17 protein-coding genes are annotated in these 19,692 nt (G+C 61.3%); 13 read left to right on the top strand and 4 right to left on the bottom strand.

Annotated elements, in window-relative coordinates; translation table 11 throughout:
- Window positions 1–232: 232 nt before the first annotated feature.
- The 4 genes from cobJ to cobG are packed head-to-tail and all read right to left on the bottom strand — an operon-like array spanning window position 233 to window position 4,497.
- Window positions 233–1,900, bottom strand: coding sequence for a precorrin-3B C(17)-methyltransferase (gene cobJ / locus ACIQYF_RS18745; RefSeq protein WP_402864813.1), 1,668 nt, complete (start codon window positions 1,898–1,900; stop codon window positions 233–235).
- Window positions 1,897–2,628 (bottom strand): precorrin-2 C(20)-methyltransferase, encoded by a 732-nt coding sequence (locus ACIQYF_RS18740; protein ID WP_402864811.1) that lies wholly within the window; start codon window positions 2,626–2,628, stop codon window positions 1,897–1,899. Before ACIQYF_RS18740 ends, cobJ begins: the two co-directional genes overlap by 4 nt.
- Window positions 2,628–3,254 (bottom strand): precorrin-8X methylmutase, encoded by a 627-nt coding sequence (locus ACIQYF_RS18735; protein WP_402864809.1) that lies wholly within the window; start codon window positions 3,252–3,254, stop codon window positions 2,628–2,630. Before ACIQYF_RS18735 ends, ACIQYF_RS18740 begins: the two co-directional genes overlap by 1 nt.
- Window positions 3,247–4,497 carry a precorrin-3B synthase gene (gene cobG, locus ACIQYF_RS18730; RefSeq protein WP_402864959.1) on the bottom strand — a complete coding sequence of 417 codons (1,251 nt, stop codon included), beginning with the start codon at window positions 4,495–4,497 and terminating at the stop codon, window positions 3,247–3,249. The genes ACIQYF_RS18735 and cobG overlap by 8 nt, the downstream gene beginning before the upstream one ends.
- A 427-nt stretch (window positions 4,498–4,924) precedes the next feature.
- Here cobG and cbiE point away from each other — a divergent pair, with 427 nt between their 5' ends.
- From cbiE to ACIQYF_RS18665, 13 genes are all read left to right on the top strand, one after another.
- Complete coding sequence (gene cbiE / locus ACIQYF_RS18725) at window positions 4,925–6,136, top strand: precorrin-6y C5,15-methyltransferase (decarboxylating) subunit CbiE (protein WP_402864807.1); 1,212 nt, start codon at window positions 4,925–4,927, stop codon at window positions 6,134–6,136.
- Entirely contained in the window at window positions 6,129–7,226 is a 1,098-nt protein-coding gene (locus tag ACIQYF_RS18720) for a cobalt-precorrin-5B (C(1))-methyltransferase (RefSeq protein WP_402864805.1), read from the top strand. Before cbiE ends, ACIQYF_RS18720 begins: the two co-directional genes overlap by 8 nt.
- Entirely contained in the window at window positions 7,223–7,951 is a 729-nt protein-coding gene (locus ACIQYF_RS18715) for a cobalt-precorrin-6A reductase (protein WP_402864803.1), read from the top strand. Before ACIQYF_RS18720 ends, ACIQYF_RS18715 begins: the two co-directional genes overlap by 4 nt.
- Before the next feature lie 120 nt (window positions 7,952–8,071).
- Window positions 8,072–8,470, top strand: a complete 399-nt coding sequence (locus ACIQYF_RS18710; RefSeq protein WP_402864801.1) for a DUF2946 domain-containing protein — start codon at window positions 8,072–8,074, stop codon at window positions 8,468–8,470.
- 47 nt (window positions 8,471–8,517) lie between these two features.
- Window positions 8,518–9,012: a copper chaperone PCu(A)C gene (locus tag ACIQYF_RS18705; RefSeq protein WP_402864799.1), complete on the top strand. Its 495-nt coding sequence runs from the start codon at window positions 8,518–8,520 to the stop codon at window positions 9,010–9,012.
- 48 nt (window positions 9,013–9,060) lie between these two features.
- Complete coding sequence (locus ACIQYF_RS18700; RefSeq protein WP_402864797.1) at window positions 9,061–9,441, top strand: DUF2946 domain-containing protein; 381 nt, start codon at window positions 9,061–9,063, stop codon at window positions 9,439–9,441.
- Window positions 9,442–9,542: 101 nt separating this feature from the next.
- On the top strand, window positions 9,543–11,633 hold the full coding sequence (locus ACIQYF_RS18695) for a TonB-dependent copper receptor (protein WP_402864795.1): 2,091 nt from the start codon (window positions 9,543–9,545) through the stop codon (window positions 11,631–11,633).
- Window positions 11,634–11,748: 115 nt separating this feature from the next.
- A complete protein-coding gene (locus ACIQYF_RS18690) occupies window positions 11,749–13,125 on the top strand; it encodes a PepSY-associated TM helix domain-containing protein (protein ID WP_402864793.1) in 1,377 nt (458 codons plus the stop codon).
- 166 nt (window positions 13,126–13,291) lie between these two features.
- Window positions 13,292–15,418, top strand: a complete 2,127-nt coding sequence (locus tag ACIQYF_RS18685) for a TonB-dependent receptor (RefSeq protein ID WP_402864791.1) — start codon at window positions 13,292–13,294, stop codon at window positions 15,416–15,418.
- Window positions 15,419–15,430: 12 nt separating this feature from the next.
- Entirely contained in the window at window positions 15,431–16,219 is a 789-nt protein-coding gene (locus tag ACIQYF_RS18680; protein ID WP_402864789.1) for an ABC transporter ATP-binding protein, read from the top strand.
- Complete coding sequence (locus ACIQYF_RS18675) at window positions 16,216–17,166, top strand: ABC transporter substrate-binding protein (RefSeq protein ID WP_402864787.1); 951 nt, start codon at window positions 16,216–16,218, stop codon at window positions 17,164–17,166. The genes ACIQYF_RS18680 and ACIQYF_RS18675 overlap by 4 nt, the downstream gene beginning before the upstream one ends.
- Window positions 17,163–18,173, top strand: coding sequence for a FecCD family ABC transporter permease (locus ACIQYF_RS18670; RefSeq protein ID WP_402864785.1), 1,011 nt, complete (start codon window positions 17,163–17,165; stop codon window positions 18,171–18,173). Before ACIQYF_RS18675 ends, ACIQYF_RS18670 begins: the two co-directional genes overlap by 4 nt.
- Window positions 18,174–19,285: 1,112 nt before the next feature.
- On the top strand, window positions 19,286–19,692 hold a 407-nt coding region (locus ACIQYF_RS18665), incomplete at its 3' end, for a contractile injection system protein, VgrG/Pvc8 family (protein WP_402864783.1).

Here is a 19,692-nt window from a genome sequence, read left to right as displayed (position 1 = left end):
AAGCCAATTCTCCAAAGCTCGCGAAACTTACCAACAAATCCCAGCGATATAACTCACGAGTCCCAAGGATTATTCCGACACTGACAAACAATAAAAAACCAAAAGAAATACTTAACAACCTCTGCAAACCAGCTTGCCTCGCGTTCTTTTAAACATTCAAAAGATCGCGAGACAATCGCACCGCCCCGACTGCTCCAATAGAAGGATATAAAGCCTCAGCCAGTTCGCACCTTCAAGGCTTCTGGCCATACCAACGCGGCGTATACACCCACTCACGGCCGTCAACTCGCGCGAACGTGCACGTCGTGGACGAGCCGACAATGACCAGGGTGCGCATATCGACCTGGTCCGGGGTCAGCTCACCCAAAGTGGTGACGCGCAATGTCTGGCCGGGTCGACCAATATCTCGCCCCAATACCACCGGGGTTTGCGGTGTACGGTGACGCGCGACAATTTGCAGCGCTACACCCAACTGCCAGGGACGTGAGCGGGAAATCGGGTTGTAGAACGCCAGCGCCAAATCCGCTTGGGATGCCAGGTCCAGGCGCTTTTCAATGATGCTCCACGGTTTGAGGTTATCGGAGAGCGACATCACGCAGAAGTCATGCCCCAAAGGCGCACCGGCCTGAGCCGCCGTGGCCAGCGACGCCGACACACCCGGCAGGATTTCCAGGTCAACCCTGTGCCACTGCGGGTCCGTGGACTCATGCAGGGCTTCGAGTACAGCGGCAGCCATGGCAAAGACACCGGGATCACCCGAAGACACCACCACCACCGAACGCCCTTGGGCCGCCAGTTCGAAGGCGTGCCGCGCACGCTGCATTTCTTCGCGGTTGTCCGTGCAGTGCAGCACCTGATCGGCACGCAAAGGCCCGGCCATGCGCACATAAGTCTCGTACCCCAATACGTCAGTGGCACGCGCCAATTCGGCCTTCACGGCTGGCACCATCAGTTCGGCAGCACCGGGGCCAAGACCGATCACTGCCAAACGACCGCGCGCACGGCCGACGTGTTGCGGGTCCAGCGGCGCCTCTGCCACGCCCACGGTTATGCCATGCCCCGGCTCACGCCACGCGACGCCGACAACGGCCTCATCAGCGCTGACAAAACGTAGCGGCACAGCGAGCTCGCTGACCGCATCGCGCAGTCCGCTACTGGCCATCAAGGTCTCATCGGCCACCACGCACGCCAACGACTGCCAGGCCAGTTTCGCCTCATGCAGCGCATCACGCAGGGCCTGTGCCGACACTTCACGCTCGACCTTCAGCAGTACGGTGCGCGGGTAAATCAACAGCTCATCGGCAGATGGCTCACGCTCGGCATTGCCCACGTGAATCGCCAAACGCGCGTGCTGACTCTGAGGCAAATGCGCCTGGGCCAGCCAGGGCGCCTTGCCTTCAACGCGCACCGATTCGCCTGCCAGCAAGTCCGACACAAAGCGTTTACCCAGTTCCAGATCGCCCAAGGCATAGCCGCTGGGCGGGTTGAGCAGGCAGGTGCCAAAACGCAGTTCACCGCTGGTGGTGATGGCAGGTGCTACGCCCAAACCGGTCGCGATGACGCGCGCCAGATCATTCACCCCGCCCAAACCGCCGAGCAGCGGCACGACGGCGCTGGCATCCTCGGCAACCGCCAGCACTGGCGGCTCGGCAGCTTTCTCCAGCAATAAAGGCGCGAGGGTACGGATCACGATGCCGGCCGCGCAGAGTGCAATGATCGGCGTGTCCTGTTGATATAACTGCCGCAGAGTGGCGCCAAAGTCGCTGTAGGTGCGATCCGCGCCGTCAACACGATCCTGAAGACCATGGATCAACGCCTGCGGAAAAAGCTGCTGGATGCGTCGCGCTGTTTCCAGGCTGCCATTGCCCAGAATCACAATGGCCGGTACTGAGCGGCTCATCCTTGCCACCGCTCGCCGGGCACGATGATCAGCGAGAAGTAAGGCGAAGACATCGGCTCCACTTCATTGAGCGGGACGATTTTCTGGTTGCTCATGGTCGCGCGCTCAACGTACAGCGCACGCTCGGCCAGGCCCAATTCGTCCAGCACTTCACGCACTTTATGGAAATTGCGCCCCAGCTTCATGATCACCGCGGCGTCGGCATCGGCCAGGCGGCGCTTGAGTTCTTCGTGGGGCAGCACGCCCGACAGCACGCTCAGACTTTGATTGCGATACACAAGCGGCACGCCCAGCACCGAAGCGCCCCCCAGCATCGAGCACACGCCCGGTACCACGTGCGCCTCAAAACGCTGCGCCAGACGGTCGTGCAGGTACATGTAGGAGCCGTAGAAAAACGGGTCGCCTTCACAGATCACTGCAACGTCGCGGCCAGCTTGCAGGTGCTCAGCGACCTCTTCAGCGGCCTGGTCGTAGAAATCGCTGATGACTTGCTCATACGACAACGGCGCCGGCAGGGCTTCTGTGGTCACCGGGTACACCAGCGGCATCAGGCTTTGCGCGTCTTGCAGGTGGGCTTCGATGATACCGAACGCGTTGCCCTTTTTACCTTTGGCGACAAAGTACGCCACCACCGGCGACTCACGCAGCAGGCGCAAGGCTTTAACGGTAATCAGCTCCGGGTCACCGGGGCCGACGCCCAACCCGATCAAACGTCCAGGAGGGGTCATTATTCGATCTCCGTTGCGAGTGCGTTGACCGCAGCAGCGGCCATTGCGCTGCCACCGCGGCGGCCTTGCATGATCACAAACGGCACACCACGGCTGTCAGCCGCCAGCATGGCCTTGGATTCGGCTGCGCCGACAAAGCCCACCGGGAAGCCCAGAATCAGCGCCGGTTTTGGCGCACCGGCGTCGATCATTTCCAGCAGGTAAAACAACGCGGTCGGTGCGTTGCCGATCACCACTACACTGCCTTCCAGATACGGACGCCACAGTTCAAGGGCCACCGCCGAACGGGTGTTGCCCAACTCCCGCGCCATCTCGGCAACGCCGTCTTCCTTGAGGGTGCAAATCACCTGATTGTTGGCCGGCAGGCGAGTGCGGGTCACGCCTTCGAGCACCATGCGCGCGTCACACAAAATCGGGGCGCCTGCGGCCAGTGCGTCGCGGCCAGCCTTGCCGGCACCGGGCGAGAAGCGCAGGTCTTCGATGGCATCGACCATGCCGCACGCGTGAATAACCCGCACCGCGAGTTTTTCAAGGTCAGCCGGGATGCTATCGAGCTTGGCTTCCGCACGAATAATGGCGAAAGAGTTGCGATAGATTTCCTGACCATCGCGGATGTAATCAATCATCGGTGTTGCTCCGTTGGCGAGCGTCAAGTAAGGCGCTCACCGCTTCAATAGTAAGATTTCTCTCATGCAGAACCCCGAAACCGGGTTGCTCTGCATGACGTAAATAGAGGTCGTAATGACCGGGCGCCACCGCTAGCAGCGTCACGGGTGCCACATGCGCTGCCGCGCAAGATCGCAGACAGCCACTCACATGAACGCTCAGGGGCCGCGTCAGCTGTGAGGCCAGTTGCAGCGCATCCTGTTTGGTGTCGGCCAGGCCTTTCACGCAGGCACTCGACCCCGTACAAGCGATCAGGTGTGCCAACGGCTGCGCCGCGTCGCACATCAAGCCCAATGCCTGCAGCGCCTGCGTCACCGCAGTCGCCTCTTCGGCCCGCAGATTGGGCAGCAGCACGCTTTGCCAAGGGGTGAAACGCATCGTGCCATCGCCGTACAGGGTCGCCAGTTGTGCCAGCCCGCTGAGCATAGAAGCATTCAACCGCCCCAGCGGCGGGACCGCGCCTATGTAGACACGGCCCGCATCCCGCTGTGGATAAGTGCCAATGTGCAGCGCGCTGTCGCAAGATTCTCGTTGCCACTGCGCCACGGGGATCAAGGGCACGCTGAGACGCTCGGCCAAGCGTTGAACAAACTGCTCAACCGGGACTTCCTTGAGCAGATGCCGCATACGCGCCTGATCCGGGCGTGCCAGGTCCAGAAACAGCGTGAGCACGGCCATCACCAACTCATGGCCGTGCGCCACGGGTACCGCTGCCAGCGCCGGATTGCGCGCCGGGCAACCGGCCAGACCGAATGCCAGACACGCTTGGCCATTGAGCTCAAGGGCCGACAACCAGAGGTCGTGCGGGTGTTCGAGCATGGCCAGCATCTCGCCACCGTCGAGTTGCACTGCGAATTTGGCCGACAGCTCGGAAAAGCGCGGCGTTTGCTCAAGGCTGGCGAGGATCTGTTGGGCCAGCGGCCCTGTGTCCAGACGCATGTTCGGGTCGATCCCGGCGCAAGGGCTGAGCATCAGATTGCGTACATCGTCACTGGCGGCAGTGGCCGGCCCGAGTCCGGCGGCGAGCAGCGGCTCGATCAGCTCACGATGTTGCTCACCGACGCCGCGAATTTGCAGGTTCCCGCGATTGGTCGCCTCGATCACACCGCTCGCGTAGCGCTGCGCTACATCGGCCACGGCCTGTGCCTGTGCGGCGGTGATTGAACCGCCTGCCAGTTTGACCCGGCAAATCCCGCCGTCCATCGCGCTAACAATGCGCAGCAACCCCGGGCAGGCCGAGGGACGCACAGCTGTGTTAGGCGTTTCAGGGAAGGATGGTGTGTTCACGGCAGGCATTACGCTATCTGGGGCCGCATATTATGCCTGCTTTGCTCGGCTGCATGAAAAGTCGCGAGGTATACATCTGATAGATGGGCGCGCAGCCAGCGCCGGAAGCGATTTTTAAACGATCAAACAATCCCGAGGCCTCCTGAGCAGTGCCAGGTGGCACCGCACAGTGCAGACCTGCCTTCTATACTCGTAAGGCGTCCCAAGAACGGCCAAGGCACTGGCCCTGTACCACCCAAACAGGCGCTTTATCCGCCAAGGCGCGTATCATGCGGCCCGTGACTGCCAAGGCTTTAAAAGTCGGCAGCCCATGAATCATTCGACGTTTATCAAGAGGTTTGGCATGTCGCCCTGGCTAACAGTTGTGGGAATCGGTGAAGAAGGCTTCAGTGGCTTGGGCAAACGCGCACGCCACGCGCTGATGAACGCGGACAAAGTGTTCGGCGGCCAGCGCCAGCTCGACTTGCTGCCTACGTGTATCCGCGCCGAGCGACTGACGTGGCCGAGCCCTTTTTCAACGGCCCCCGTGCTGGATTTGCGTCATCAACCCGTGTGCGTACTGGCCAGTGGCGACCCGATGCTGTTTGGCGTCGGTGCCAGCCTTGCACGACGCATCCCTCGTGAAGAAATGCGTGTGCTGTCATCGCCTTCGTCGTGCTCATTGGCCGCCGCCCGACTGGGCTGGCCCTTGCAGGACGTGGTCACGCTGTCGATCGTGGCCCGCCCGATTGCGGCCCTTAATGCACATCTGCACAGCGGCGTGCGTTTGCTGGTGCTGAGTAACGACGGCCACAGTCCCTCCGCCATCGCCGCCTTGCTGCGTGAGCGCGGCTTTGGTCCCAGCCGTTTGTGTGTGCTTGAACACTTGGGCGGCGCGCACGAGCGGCGCATCGAAGCCCGCGCCGATGACTGGACCGATCCGCCCATCGCGGCACTCAATCTGGTGGCCATCGAGTGCCTGGCCGATGCGTCGGCCCAGCCGCTGTCACGGGTAGGCGGCTTGCCGGACAGCGCATTCAAACACGACGGCCAACTGACCAAACGCGACGTGCGCGCCATCACCCTCGCCCGTCTCGCGCCTTTACCCGGCCAACTGCTGTGGGACGTGGGCGCGGGCAGCGGCTCGATTGGCATTGAATGGATGCGCGCCTACCCGAGCTGCCGCACCTTGGCCATTGAGGCTGATGAAGGCCGTCAGCAATTGATCGAGCACAATCGCGATGCGCTGGGCGTGCCCGGCCTGCAACTGATTCGCGGCAAAGCCCCGCAAGCCCTTGAAGGCCTCGAATCTCCGGACGCGATTTTCATTGGCGGCGGCGTCACTCGCGAAGGCGTGCTCGACACCTGCTGGCAACAACTCAAGCCCGGCGGGCGATTGGTGGCCAATGCCGTGACCCTGCAAAGTGAGATGCTGCTCATGAGCTGGCGCGAGCGCCACGGTGGCGAATTGACCCGTATTCATATTGCCCAGGCTCAGCCGCTGGGCGAATTCGACACCTGGCGCCAAGCCTTGCCGATTACTCTTTTAGACATGATCAAACCTTTCGATGCGTGACGAAACCGCCGAACAACCCGCGCCCTTGCGCAGCGGCCTGACCACCGGCAGCTGCGCCACCGCCACCTGCCTCGCCGCCGCCCGCCTGTTGCTGAGCGGCATCTGCCACGACGCAGTAGAGATCACCTTGCCCAAGGGCAAAAAAGTCCAGATGCGCCTGGAGTTCTGCCGCCTGCACGACGATGGCGCCGAAGCGGGCACGATCAAAGATGCTGGCGACGACCCCGATGTCACCCACGGCGCGCTGTTGTATTCGCTCGTGCGCCTCATCGCTGTGCCGGGTATTCAATTTGTGGCCGGGCAAGGCGTTGGCACCGTGACCCGTCCGGGGTTGGTCCTCGGGGTAGGCGAGCCGGCAATCAACCCGGTGCCACGCAAAATGATGACCGAACATTTGCTGCAACTGGCCGCCGAGCAAGGCTACACGGGCGGCTTTGAAGTGACCGTGAATGTGCAGAACGGCGCAGCGCTGGCGCTTAAAACCATGAACCCGCGCCTGGGCATTCTCGGTGGGCTGTCGATCCTGGGCACCAGCGGCATCGTCCGCCCGTTCTCCTGCGCGGCCTACATCGCCTCGATCCATCAAGGCATCGACGTGGCCAAAACCAACGGCTACCTGCACATCGCCGCCTGCACCGGCAATGCCAGCGAAGACACCATGCGCCGCGTCTACAACCTGCCAGAAATCGCCCTGATCGAAATGGGCGACTTTGTCGGCGCCGTGCTCAAGCATCTGCGCAAAGTCCCTGTGGATAAGTTGAGCATCTGCGGCGGCTTCGGAAAAGTCAGCAAACTGGCGGCAGGCCACATGGATTTGCACAGTCGCCATTCCAGCATCGACCTGCCGCAACTGGCCGACTGGGCCGCCGCCATCGGCGCCGATGCCGCGCTGCAACAGGCGATACGCGAGGCCAACACCAGCCAGCAAGCCTTGGCGATGTGCAGCGCGCAAGGCGTCGCTCTGGGTGACGCGGTGTGCCAACACGCCCTGAACTTCGCCCGCAGCGTAGTACCTGCGCAGGTGCAAGTTGAAGTCTTTGCCATCGACCGCCAAGGCGGGATCGTCGGCCACGCCGGAGCGTTTACATGAAGCGGATTTTACTGCTGGGCGGCGTCACCGAAGCCCTGGCCATCGCCCGCACGCTGGGCGCTCAACACGTCTACAGCCTGGCCGGTGTGGGCCGCGTGCCCACCGACTTACGCTGCGAAGTGCGGGTCGGCGGTTATGGCGGCGCCGAAGGGTTGGCGCAGTACATCCGCGAACAGCGTATCGACCTGCTGCTCGACGCTACCCATCCCTATGCCGCGCAAATCAGCCAGAACGCAGCCCGTGCAGCCGCCCTCAGCGGCGTCCCGTGCTGGGCCTTGCGCCGTCCGGCGTGGGTCGCACAAGCGGGCGATGACTGGCGCGAAGTGGCCAACTGGAGCGAACTGGTCCACGCCTTGCGAGCGTTTCGCCGCCCACTGTTCACCTTGGGCCGAGAACCGCTGGAGCACCTGAATGAAATTCCCGAGAGCCAGTTCTGGACCTTGCGCGCGCTGGACGTTTATCCCGGCAATAGCCGTTGCGAAGTGATTGGCGCGCGGGGTCCTTTCCTGATCGATGACGAACGGACACTTTTTGACCAACGCAATATCGACGTACTCATCAGCAAAAACAGCGGCAGCAGCGCCACCGAGCCTAAGCTCGAAGTCGCCCGCGAGCGCGGCGTGCCGGTGCTTATTTTGCAGCGTCCGGTGTTGCCAAAGGTCGATCGGGAGTTTGGGGCTGTGAATCAATTGCTGGAGGCTTTACATCAGGCCCACATCTTGTAACCGTGGGTGCAGGCTACAGAGCTCGAACATGTGACATTTCGCCACATACACGGCCTTTTTACTTACACCGCTCATTCAGGCTAAATAGCCGCCTTGATCGCTCCAATTACGGAATTCGTCATGTCCCGACAACGGTTGGCATTTGCCTGGATCGCCTGCTTCGCAGTGCTGTTCAACATGCTCGCCATGTCGTTTTCCGGGGCGATGGCGCAATCGAGCAAAGGCCCGGTCGAGCAGTTCATGATGAGCAGCTTTTGCACCTCGACAGGCACCAAGATGGTGGCGGTGTCGCTGGGCAAGTTTGAAGCGGGCGACACGCAACCCGACCCTCATTCCACCCTGCAGCACTGCTGGTGCTGTTCGGGCGCCGCCCCACTGGTCGCATTACCTGCACATATTCCTTCGCTGTATTTTGCGGCCATCGAACGCGGCCACAGCCTGATCCCCGAGCACCTCAAACATCCAACACCGCGCCAGCAATGGCCCAGTCTCAATCCCCGCGCTTCACCTCTGGCCTGATTCGTCCTCGCAACCCTTTTGCACCTGAATCGTTTCGGAGAATTACCATGTTGAACCTGTCTGTGTTCAAGCACGTCGTTATTGCGGCGGCTGTGTTGTTGCCTGCCTGTTTTGCCAACGCCCATCAATTCAAAAGCGGCGAGCTCCAAATTGCTCATCCGTGGTCGCAAGAGCTACCACCCAACGCGCCAACCGTGGCCGCCTATTTTGTGATTCACAACACGGGCAGCACGCCAGATCGTCTGGTGAGTGTCGACACCCCGATTGCCGAAAAAGCCGAACTGCATCAGCACGTCATGCAGGGCGACATGATGAAGATGCAGCCCGTCGTCGACGTTGTGGTCCCGGCCGGTGGCTCGGTGACTTTCGCGCCGATGGCTTATCACGTGATGCTGGTCGGTATCAAAGACCGCAGCCTGTTGCTGGACGGCAAGCACTTCCCGATGACCCTGCACTTTGAAAAGACCGGCGCGGTGCCGGTTGAGGTGTCGGTGCAAAAGCAGCCCCCGGCTGACAGCATGGAGCCTGCGCACAGCCACTAACGAGCACGGTCTTTGAACCCGGTGCGCGCCCCTCGCGCCAGGCACTCCATGTCGCAGACTCGCGGCAGTTGGTTGAGCCTGTTTGCCATGCTGATGATTTTCATCGGCCCGCTGATTTCTCAAGCGGTGCCGATGGATCATCACGGCTCCATGCCAATGTCCATGTCGATGGACATGAGCATGGACATGCCCGCGCACGGCGAACATGCAGCCCCTCAAAAGCCGACTGCCGAACACCACGCCCTCTGGGAAAAATGCGGCTACTGCACTTTGCTGTTCAGTTGCCCGGCGCTGCCCCAGAGCGCTGATAACACCCTGTTGGATGCGCCCCGGCCCACAGGTTATTTGTCGCAGCAAACGCGGCTGGGCCATGCCCAACAACCGATCTTTCCCGGGGCCCGCTCCCGCGCCCCACCTGCATTCGTTTAAGCCCCCCACAAACAACCCAAACCCCGGCCGACCTGTAGGCGCTGCTTTAGACAGCCGCAGGACGTTGGCCGTGTTGTTTTCGCTTGAATACTGGAATGCCTATGTCCCGCTTTACTGCTGCCTCCCGTTTGCCTCACGCCCAAGCGGTATTCCCTTTTGCCCTGAGCACATTGTGCTGCGCCCTACTGGCACCCGCAGCCCTGGCCGCCGAGACCGTTGACGAGCACGCCGCGCACGCCAATGACATCAGCCCGCTGGTGATCACTGCCGTCGCCCCCAGCTCACCGCTGACCCTCGTCACTGACCCTAAAGACCCTCGCCAGCCTGTACCCGCCAGCGATGGCGGCGATTACTTGAAAACCATTCCCGGCTTCGCCCTGATCCGCAATGGCGGCACCAACGGCGAGCCGATCTTGCGCGGCATGTTTGGCTCGCGGCTCAACATCCTCACCAACGGCGGCCAGATGCTTGGCGCCTGCCCTGGCCGCATGGACACACCGACGTCCTACATAGCCCCTGAAACCTACGACACACTCACCGTGATCAAAGGCCCGCAAACCGTGCTTTGGGGCCCGGGCGCTTCGGCAGGTACGGTGTTGTTTGAACGCGAGCCCGAGCACTTTGGCGAGTTGGGCACTCGGGTCAATGCCAGCGTGCTGGCAGGCTCCAACGGGCGCTTCGACAAGACCCTCGATGCCGCCGCCGGTGGCCCGCTGGGTTACGTAAGGGTGATTGGCAACACGGCCCATTCCGATGATTACAAAGACGGTAATGGCGACACCGTGCCCTCGCGCTACGACAAATGGAACGGCGACGTGGCCCTCGGCTGGACCCCAGACGCCGACACCTTGCTCGAACTCACCGCGGGCAAGGGCGATGGCGAAGCCCGCTCGGCCGGACGCGGCATGGACGGCAGCCAATACAAGCGCGAAAGCCTGGGTCTGCGCTTTGAAAAATCCAACATCGGCGAGGTGCTCGACAAGCTCGAAGCGCAGGTCTACTACAACTACGCCGACCACGTGATGGACAACTACACCCTGCGCACCCCGTCCGGCACCGGCATGATGGCCGGCCCCATGGCAGCCAACGTCGACCGCCGCACCCTTGGCGCCCGTATCAAGGCGACCTGGCGCTGGGCTGATGTCCAATTGATCAGCGGTATCGATGCACAGACCAACGAACACCGCACCCGCTCCGGCATGGGCATCGACACCTACAAGGATCAGAACTGGAGCAAGGACGCCGACTTCCACAACTACGGCGCCTTTGGCGAACTGACCTGGTACGCCGCCGAGCGTGATCGGATGATCACCGGTGCCCGTCTGGATCGCGCTTCAGCCAAGGATTTTCGCGCCACACTGAGCTCGGGAATGATGAGCAAAGCCAACCCGACCCAGGACAAAACCCGCGCCGACACGTTGCCCAGCGGCTTTGTGCGGTATGAGCATGACTTGGCCGAGAGCCCGGCCACCTTCTACGCCGGTTTAGGCCATGTCGAGCGTTTCCCGGATTACTGGGAACTGTTTTCGCCCGACTCCGGCCCGGCCGGCTCGGTGAACGCGTTTGACGCGATCAAGCCCGAAAAGACCACCCAGCTTGATGTCGGCCTGCAATACAAAACCCAGGACCTGGAAGCCTGGGTGTCGGCCTACGCGGGCGTGGTGCACGACTACATCCTGTTCGACTACACCCAAACCTCTTCCCAGGCGCAAAACATCAATGCCCGCATCATGGGCGGCGAATTGGGCGCGGCGTATCAACTGACCTCGCACTGGAAAGCCGACGCGACCCTGGCCTACGCCTGGGGCAAAAACACCACGGACGGCAAAGCCCTGCCGCAAATGCCGCCGCTGGACACTCGCCTCGGCCTCACGTACAGCGAAGACGACTGGAGCGCTGGCGCCTTGTGGCGGGTGGTTGCGCGCCAGGACCGCATCGACCGTAACGCGGGCAACGTGGTCGGCAAGGACTACGGCAAGAGCGCCGGTTTTGGTGTGTTCTCGTTGAACGGCGCGTACCGCATCACTAAAAACCTCAAGGTCAGTGCCGGGGTCGACAACCTGCTGGACAAAACCTACAGCGAGCACCTGAACATGGCGGGCAACGCGGGTTACGGCTACCCGTCGAACGACCCGACCGCGATCAACGAACCGGGTCGCACGCTGTGGACCAAGGTTGATGTGAGCTTCTAACCGCCCCCCTTACCTCGTGTGGGAACTGGCGCAGGCCGCGGTCTTTTGATCTTTAAAAGATCGCAGCCTGCGCCAGTTTTACCTGTGACTCGTTATCTTTGCGGAGCCGCTCCTGATGAGCAAACCAACCCCCTCTTTCTACAACCTGGCCTGGCGCTGGCATTTTTATGCCGGGCTGTTTGTCGCCCCGTTCATGATTGTGCTGGCGCTGACCGGGATTATTTACCTGTTCAAACCCCAGCTCGATCCGCTGCTCTACGACCACCTGATCAACGTCACACCCGGCCATCACACCCTCAGCGCCGACGAGCAACTCAAACGTGTGCAGGCCACTTATCCACAAGGCCGCATCAGCCAGTACCTGCCGCCGATCAACCTGGAACGCAGCGCGCAATTTGTCGTCACGGATGAAGGGCGCGAACTCAATGTGTTCATCAACCCGTACAGCGGCGAAGTACTGGGCGAGCAAGATGCCAAGCTCAACCTGCAAGCCGTAGCGCGAGCCCTGCATGGCGAGTTGATGATCGGCACCCTCGGCGACCGCCTGATGGAGCTCGCCGCCGGATGGGGCGTGGTCTTGGTGGTGTCGGGGTTGTACCTGTGGTGGCCACGCGGGCAATCTGCGGCGGGGATTTTATGGCCACGCTTTACTCGCCGCGGGCGAGTACTGTGGCGCGATTTACACGCCGTCACGGGGTTCTGGGGCGCCGCATTACTGCTGTTCATGCTGATCAGCGGCATGACCTGGACCGGCTTTTGGGGCAAGCAATACGCAGACCTGTGGAACCAGTTCCCGGCGGCGATGTGGAACAACGTGCCCAAGTCGGATGTTCAAGCCCGCACGCTCAACACCGCCGCCCGCCAAACCGTGCCTTGGGCGATGGAAAACACGCCGATGCCGGTTTCTGGCGCGCATGCCGAACACATGGCGCACGCCGCCCATTCGTCCGGCCCGGCAGCGCCCGGCATCACCCTGCAACAGGTGGTCGAAACGGCCACCACACGCAAGGTCGAGCCCGGCTACAGCATCACCCTGCCGACCACCGCTGAAGGCGTATTCACCGTGGCCGTGTTCGCTGACGACCCGCGCAACGACGCCACCCTGCATGTGGACCAATACACCGGCGAGGTACTGGCCGATGTGCGCTGGCAGCATTACAGCAACGTCGCGCGTGCCACCGAAATGGGCGTGATGCTGCACGAGGGCAAACTGTTCGGCTCGCTTAACCAGATCGCGATTCTGCTGGTGTGCCTGATGATTTTGCTGAGTTCGATCAGCGGTCTGGTGATCTGGTGGAAACGCCGTCCACAAGGCGGGTTAGGCGTGCCACCACTGCGCCACGACCTACCGACCTGGAAAACCGGCGTGGTGATCATCCTCGCCCTCGCGATCGTGTTTCCACTGGTGGGCGCCTCGCTGATTGGCGTATGGCTGCTGGACCGACTGCTGATGCGGGTTCGTTCAAAACAGCCACATGAGCAGCCTTCATAGCCCGCATGAATGATCCGAGATGCACGCTCCAGGCAGCTATGGATACTGGCACGCCAGTATCACGCACTAAATTGTTGTTACTCTATAACAAAACAATTTAAGCTCGATCTCCCCGCCGCCAGGAGGCAGCGGGTACACCTCTAGAAAAAAGCGACTCACTGCCCCGATGAACACTTATTTGCTGTCCAGCCTTTGCCTGTTGGCGATTAACAGCGCACACGCGGATGACACCGCGCCGTCCCTGATATTGCCCGCCGCCACGATCAGCGCACCTGAAGTAGACGCCGAAAGCGTCGGCCTCAAAACCGCCACCACCGCCGGTTCGCGCCTGAACCTCAGCAGCCTCGAAACCCCGGCCAGCGTCGAAAGCCTGACCGGCGCGCAGATCCGCGCGCGCGGCGACCGCAGCGTGCAAGACGCCGTGACCCGCACCACCGGCATTTCGTTCACCGGCTCACCGGGCAATGGCGGCTCGGCCTACTCGGCACGTGGCTTTGTGGGCGAAGGCTCGGTGATGCAGCTTTACGATGGCATTCGCCTTTACAGCGGCGCGGGCACCGTAACGTTCCCGGTGGATGACTGGTCAGTTGAGCGCATCGACGTGCTGCGCGGCCCGGCCTCAGTGTTGTATGGCGAAGGCGCGACCGGGGCGGTGATCAACGTGATCCCGAAAAAACCGTTCAGCGGCCAAATCGAAAACCATATCCGCGTCGGCTACGGCTCCTACGACACTCAACAGCAGGCGCTGGACAGCGGGGGTTCGCTGACCGACACCCTGAGCTACCGGTTGAACATCAACCACACCCAGAGCAATGGCTGGATCGACCACGGCGACTCTCAAAACACGTTCATCAGCGCTGCCCTGCGCTGGCAAGCCACCGATGATCTGGCGTTCACCCTGAGCCACGACTACGGCGACCAAGAACCGCAGAACGACTTCGGCGTGCCGCTGATCAATGGCCGTTATCACAAGGGCCTGCGCGACAAAAACTACAACGTCAGTGACGCCAAGCTGCACTACAACGATCAGTGGACACGTCTGAACACCGAGTGGCAGATCAGCGACAACCTCACCGCCAGCAACGAACTGTATTACCTCAAGGCCCAGCGCCGCTGGCAGAACGCCGAAAACCATACCTGGGACGACGCCCGCCAAAGCCTGCTGCGCAGCGGTTTTTTCAGCATCAAACATGAGCAGGAACAGGTCGGCGACCGCCAGACCTTCGCCCTCAGCCATGACTTGTTCGGTCTCAAGAGCAAAACCCTGGTGGGCATGGACTACAACCGAATCCACTTCAACGTGCACAGCAACTCGCCGTACACGGACGTGGACGCAGACGGTCAGCCAATCGACCTGTACCACCCGGATCGAGGCCAATGGCAAAGTGCTTCGCCTTACCGCAACCAGTACACCACCACCACGCAGCAAGTCTCGTTGTTCGCTGAAAACCGCACTGAACTGACCGACCGACTGTCGTGGGTGATTGGGGTGCGTCGCGACATCGTGCACCTGGACCGCGATGACTTCTCCGTCACCGGCGACGCCACTCGCAGTGATCGCAGCCTGTCGGCCAACAGCTGGAAAGTCGGCCTGGTCTACGAGCTGACGCCGGACACCTCGGTCTATGCCCAGCAAGCCACCAGCGTCGATGGCGTAGGCGGGTTGATCAGCCTGAGCCAGAACCAGCAAAACTTTGGCCTGGCCCATGCGCGGCAGACCGAAGTCGGCTTCAAGCAACTGTTTTGGGACCAGCGTGGCGAGTGGACACTGGCGGCGTATCACATCGTCAAAAAGGATTTGCTGAGCACTGACCCGGCCGACTTCACCCGCACGCTGCAAGTGGGCGAACAGTCGTCCAAAGGCCTGGAAGCCAGCCTTGACCTGCAACTGCCACACCGCTGGCAGTTGCAAGCCAACGCAGCCGTGGTGCGCGCCCAGTACGATAAGTTTGATCAAGACGGCGTATCGCTCAAAGGCAACCGCCCGACCGAAGTACCGCGCCGCACCGCCAACCTGTGGTTGAGCAAAGCGCTGACTGATGAGGTGAATGCGGGCGCCGGTGTGCGTTATGTCGACGCCCGTTACGCCGACATAGCCAACACCAGCGTGCTGCCCAGCTACACCGTGATGGACGCGACCGTGAGCTGGAAAGCCCTGCCCAAAACCACCCTGGGTCTGCGTCTGAACAATTTGTTCAACCGCCAATACGCCTTAAGCCAATACAATGACGGCCAGCAGTGGATCATGGGTGAGCCGCGCTCGTTCTTCGTAACGGCGGATTACACCTTTTAAGCACAGGATTTTATGACTCACCTCACCCTCACCCAACTCGCCTGGACGCCTTTAGGCCACGGCCATTGCCATCACCAATTCCAACTGCGTGATGCCAATCTGCACGTGGCCGCAGGCGAGTTTGTGGGGCTGATCGGGCCTAACGGCAGTGGTAAAACCAGTCTGTTGCGCTGCGCTTATCGCTTCAGCAAGCCCGAGTCGGGCCAGGTTTACCTTGGCCCGCACAACCTTTGGCAACAATCCCCACGCTGGTGCGCGCAACGCATCGCCGTGGTGTTGCAAGAATTCCCCGACGCCTTTGGCCTGACCGTGGATGAAGTGGTCGCCATGGGCCGCACCCCGCACAAAGGTCTGTTCGACGGAGACACCGAAACCGACCGCGAACTCGCTAAAAACGCGCTCGCATCCGTCGGCCTGCACGGCTTTGAAGACCACGCCTTCGCCACTTTGTCGGGCGGCGAAAAACAACGCGTGATTCTGGCCCGCGCCCTGACCCAGCAACCCGAACTGCTGATCCTGGACGAGCCGACCAACCACCTCGACCCGCGCTATCAGCTGGAGTTGCTGCAATTGGTCAAGCGCCTGAACATCGGCACCCTGGCCAGCATCCATGACCTCAATCTGGCCGCCGCGTTTTGCGACCGCTTGTACGTGATCAATCACGGCAAAATCATCGCCAGCGGTACGCCGCGCGAGGTGCTGACCGTCGAACTCTTACGCAACGTATTCGGCGTGGACGCGCTGGTCGACGACCATCCTCTGTCCGGCTACCCGCGCATTACCTGGATAACCCAACCATGAAGCTGATCCGTCTCGTCCTGTGCCTGGGTGCTTTTTTCGCAGCACAACTGGCCCAGGCCGACGCCACGAAATACCCGCTGACGATTAAAAGCTGCAACCGCGACGTGACCTTCACTCAAGCGCCCAAGCACGCGGTCAGCCATGACATCAACATGACCCAGATGATGCTCGCCCTGGGCCTCAAGCCGCGCATGGCCGGTTACAGCGGCATCAGCGGCTGGAAATCAGTAACACCTGAAATGAAGGCCATTCTCGACGGCCTGCCGGAACTGGCCAGCAAGTACCCGTCGGTTGAAACCCTGCTCAATGCCAATGTTGATTTCTTCTTCGCCGGATGGGATTACGGCATGCGCGTGGGGGGCGACCTCACGCCGCAGACCCTGACCCCTCTGGGCATCAACGTCTACGAGCTGACCGAGTCGTGTGCCTTTGTGATGAAGCGCCCACCGGCCAGCATGGAAGACACCTACAACGACCTGCGTAACCTGGGCAAAATTTTCGACGTGCAGGACCGCGCCAATGCGCTGATCGCACACATGCAGCAAAAAATCGCCGAGGTGCAAAAGACCCTGCCCGCCTCCAGGCCACGGGTGTTTCTGTATGACAGCGGCGAAGACCGCGCCATGACTTCGGGCAAACTGGGCATCCCCCACGCACTGATCGAAGCCGCAGGCGGCGACGACATCCTCAGCGACATCGAGGCCAGCTGGACCCGCGTCAACTGGGAAACCGTGGTCGAGCGCAACCCGCACGTCATCGTCATCGTCGACTACAGCGAAGTCACTGCCGAGCAAAAACAGCGCTTCCTCGAAACAAACCCCGCCCTGCAATCGGTCGACGCGATTCGTAACAAACGCTTTATCGTCATCCCCTATGTGCAAGCCACGCCGGGCATCGACAACGTGCTGGCCATTGAAACACTCGCCAAAGGGTTCCACCCACAATGATGGCTCGCCGCTACGCCCTGCTCTTGATTGCCCTTGGCGTACTGTTGCTGGTGTCGTGCGTGGTGTCGCTGGGCTTTGGCCCGGCGCGGGTGCCGGTGGACGTGGTGTGGCACATCTTGTTGAACAAGGTGTTTGGCATCGGCGAAATGAGCTGGAGCGCAGGCCAAGAACACATCGTGTGGCTGATCCGCGTACCGCGCATGTTGCTTGGCGCCTTGGTCGGTGCAGGGCTGGCGCTGATTGGTGCGGTGTTGCAAGCTGTGACCCGCAACCCACTGGCCGACCCGCATTTGCTCGGTGTGACCAGCGGCGCGACCTTGGGCGCAGTAATTGTGGTGCTGCACGTGGGCGAAATCGTCGGCCTGCTGACCTTGCCCATTGCCGCCTTTATCGGGGCCCTGCTGAGCATGCTGCTGGTACTGGCCATTGCCAGCCGACAAGGTCGCCTGGACAGCGACCGCCTGCTGCTGTGCGGCGTGGCGGTGTCGTTTGTGATGATGGCCGTGGCCAACACCCTGCTGTTTCTGGGCGACCATCGCGCCAGCTCCGCCGTGTTGTTCTGGATGCTTGGCGGGTTGGGGTTGGCGCGCTGGGAACTGCTGGCCATCCCCAGCGCCAGCGTTCTGTTGGGGCTGGTTTTATTGCTCGGCATGGCCCGACCGCTCAACGCGTTGATGGCCGGTGAACAAACCGCCGTCACGCTGGGCTTGAACGCACGCAATGTGCGGCTCAAGGTGTTTTTGATCGCCTCGCTGATGACCGGCGTGCTGGTGGCCATCAGCGGTTCAATCGGCTTTGTCGGCCTGATGATCCCGCACATCGCCCGCCGTCTGGTGGGGGCTGAACACCGGCGCTTGCTGCCCGTAAGCGCCCTGCTCGGGAGCGTGTTTCTGGTGTGGGTCGACGTGGCCGCCCGCACCCTGATCGCCCCTGAAGACTTGCCCATTGGCGTCGCAACGGCAGCCATTGGCGGGTTGTTCTTTATTGGTTTGATGCGCAAGCGTTAACTTGCCTGACGCGTCGAGCCTGAGGGTTGGCGCTCGTATTCCTTGCTTAAACCGCAAGGCGCTCAACTGTAGAAGAAAGCTGCTCGACGACATCGATCCTTTGGACGAAAAGCAACAGATGATTGCTGCCAGGAGGATCGAGCAGGCCCATCAGTTGTCTTTTGATGAATGCGCCAAGAAGTACATAGCAGCCCGCCCTGCCCTATCAAGACGCCAGTAGCTTTATCCATAGGCTGCGCTCGTTAGACGGGATAGCGGCCAAAGCGTTCGAACTTATGATCCTGACCGCAACGAGAACAAGCGAAACCATTGCAGCTCGCAAGACCGAAGCAGCCTATGCTCGGGGCGACCTGTTCGATAAACGCAAGGTCACGATGGCGCATTGGAGCAGATATCTGAACACCAAGGCTGGATGAATTCAGCCGCACTTCCAACGCTGCGGTCGGACACGGCAATCGCCTTATATCGACGTGAGCCTGACACCTGGGAATGGATGTCTGCAGACGCACGCAACTCCAATACCGATGCCCGCCTTCACAACAACACCCGGCAGTAGCACTCGTCACGGGACTGCCGCGTCAGCAATCAAAAGATGAAACCAACTTCAGATCTCTGGCGACAATTCTTACAGCAATAAGCTACCGGGACTACATTACAGGTCGAGGCCTTGAGGGGTTAAATATCCCACCTTCTGAAAAGAAAAAAGGATGCCCCCATGTCGAACAGACTTGGCTCATTTCCCCATCAAAGAAAGCATCATCCTCCCCCCCCCCGCTACCGACGTCCGGCACACGAAGGCAGAACTGCCGCCGAAGCCGCCGATCACTGCGGGTGCCGCGCTTAGGGCGCTAGCAATCAGGTGACGTTCCGTCAGGCGCTGCTGTAGCTCCCGCTCTCGTGCCCACCAAGACCGCCCCCCGTTACAGCCTGGCCTAACGAAAGACCATCCAGGCCGTTTGACCGCGGGCACCGAGGGCTCGGACGACTGGCGCAAGCCGATTTAACTCACACCACAATGCCTGCTCGACTGACAGGCAGGGTTTTCCATATTCGCTGCTCTCCAGCTCATGGCATCCACGGGTTGGGCGGTAGCGTGCCTCAAGGAGGGCGCCATGCCCCGCCAAAGCGACTTGCGCTACACCTTCGAACCCAGCGGTGGCGCCGACTTCGAGGTCATCGAATTCACCCTTGATGAAGGCCTGTCCAAGCCCTTCACACTCATGCTGCAACTGGCCAGTTTCGACGCCGAGCTGGACTTCGGCACGCTGCTCGACAAACCCGCACTGCTAACGATCTGGCGTGGCGACACCCCGGTGCGCTACGTGCATGGCCTGATCAGTTCCCTAACGCAAGGCGACACCGGCTTTCGCCGCACCCGCTACAGTGCCGTGATCGAACCCGCATTGGCCCGCACCGGGCTGTGTTCCAACTGGCGGATTTTCCAGCAGCAAACGGTGCCGCACATCCTCGACGCCGTGCTCAAGGCCCATGGCCTGAACGACTTCGAGCAACGCCTCAG

Source organism: Pseudomonas sp. NPDC096917 (assembly GCF_044762555.1).
GTDB lineage: Bacteria > Pseudomonadota > Gammaproteobacteria > Pseudomonadales > Pseudomonadaceae > Aquipseudomonas.
This window is presented reverse-complemented; position numbering and strand designations above follow the sequence as displayed.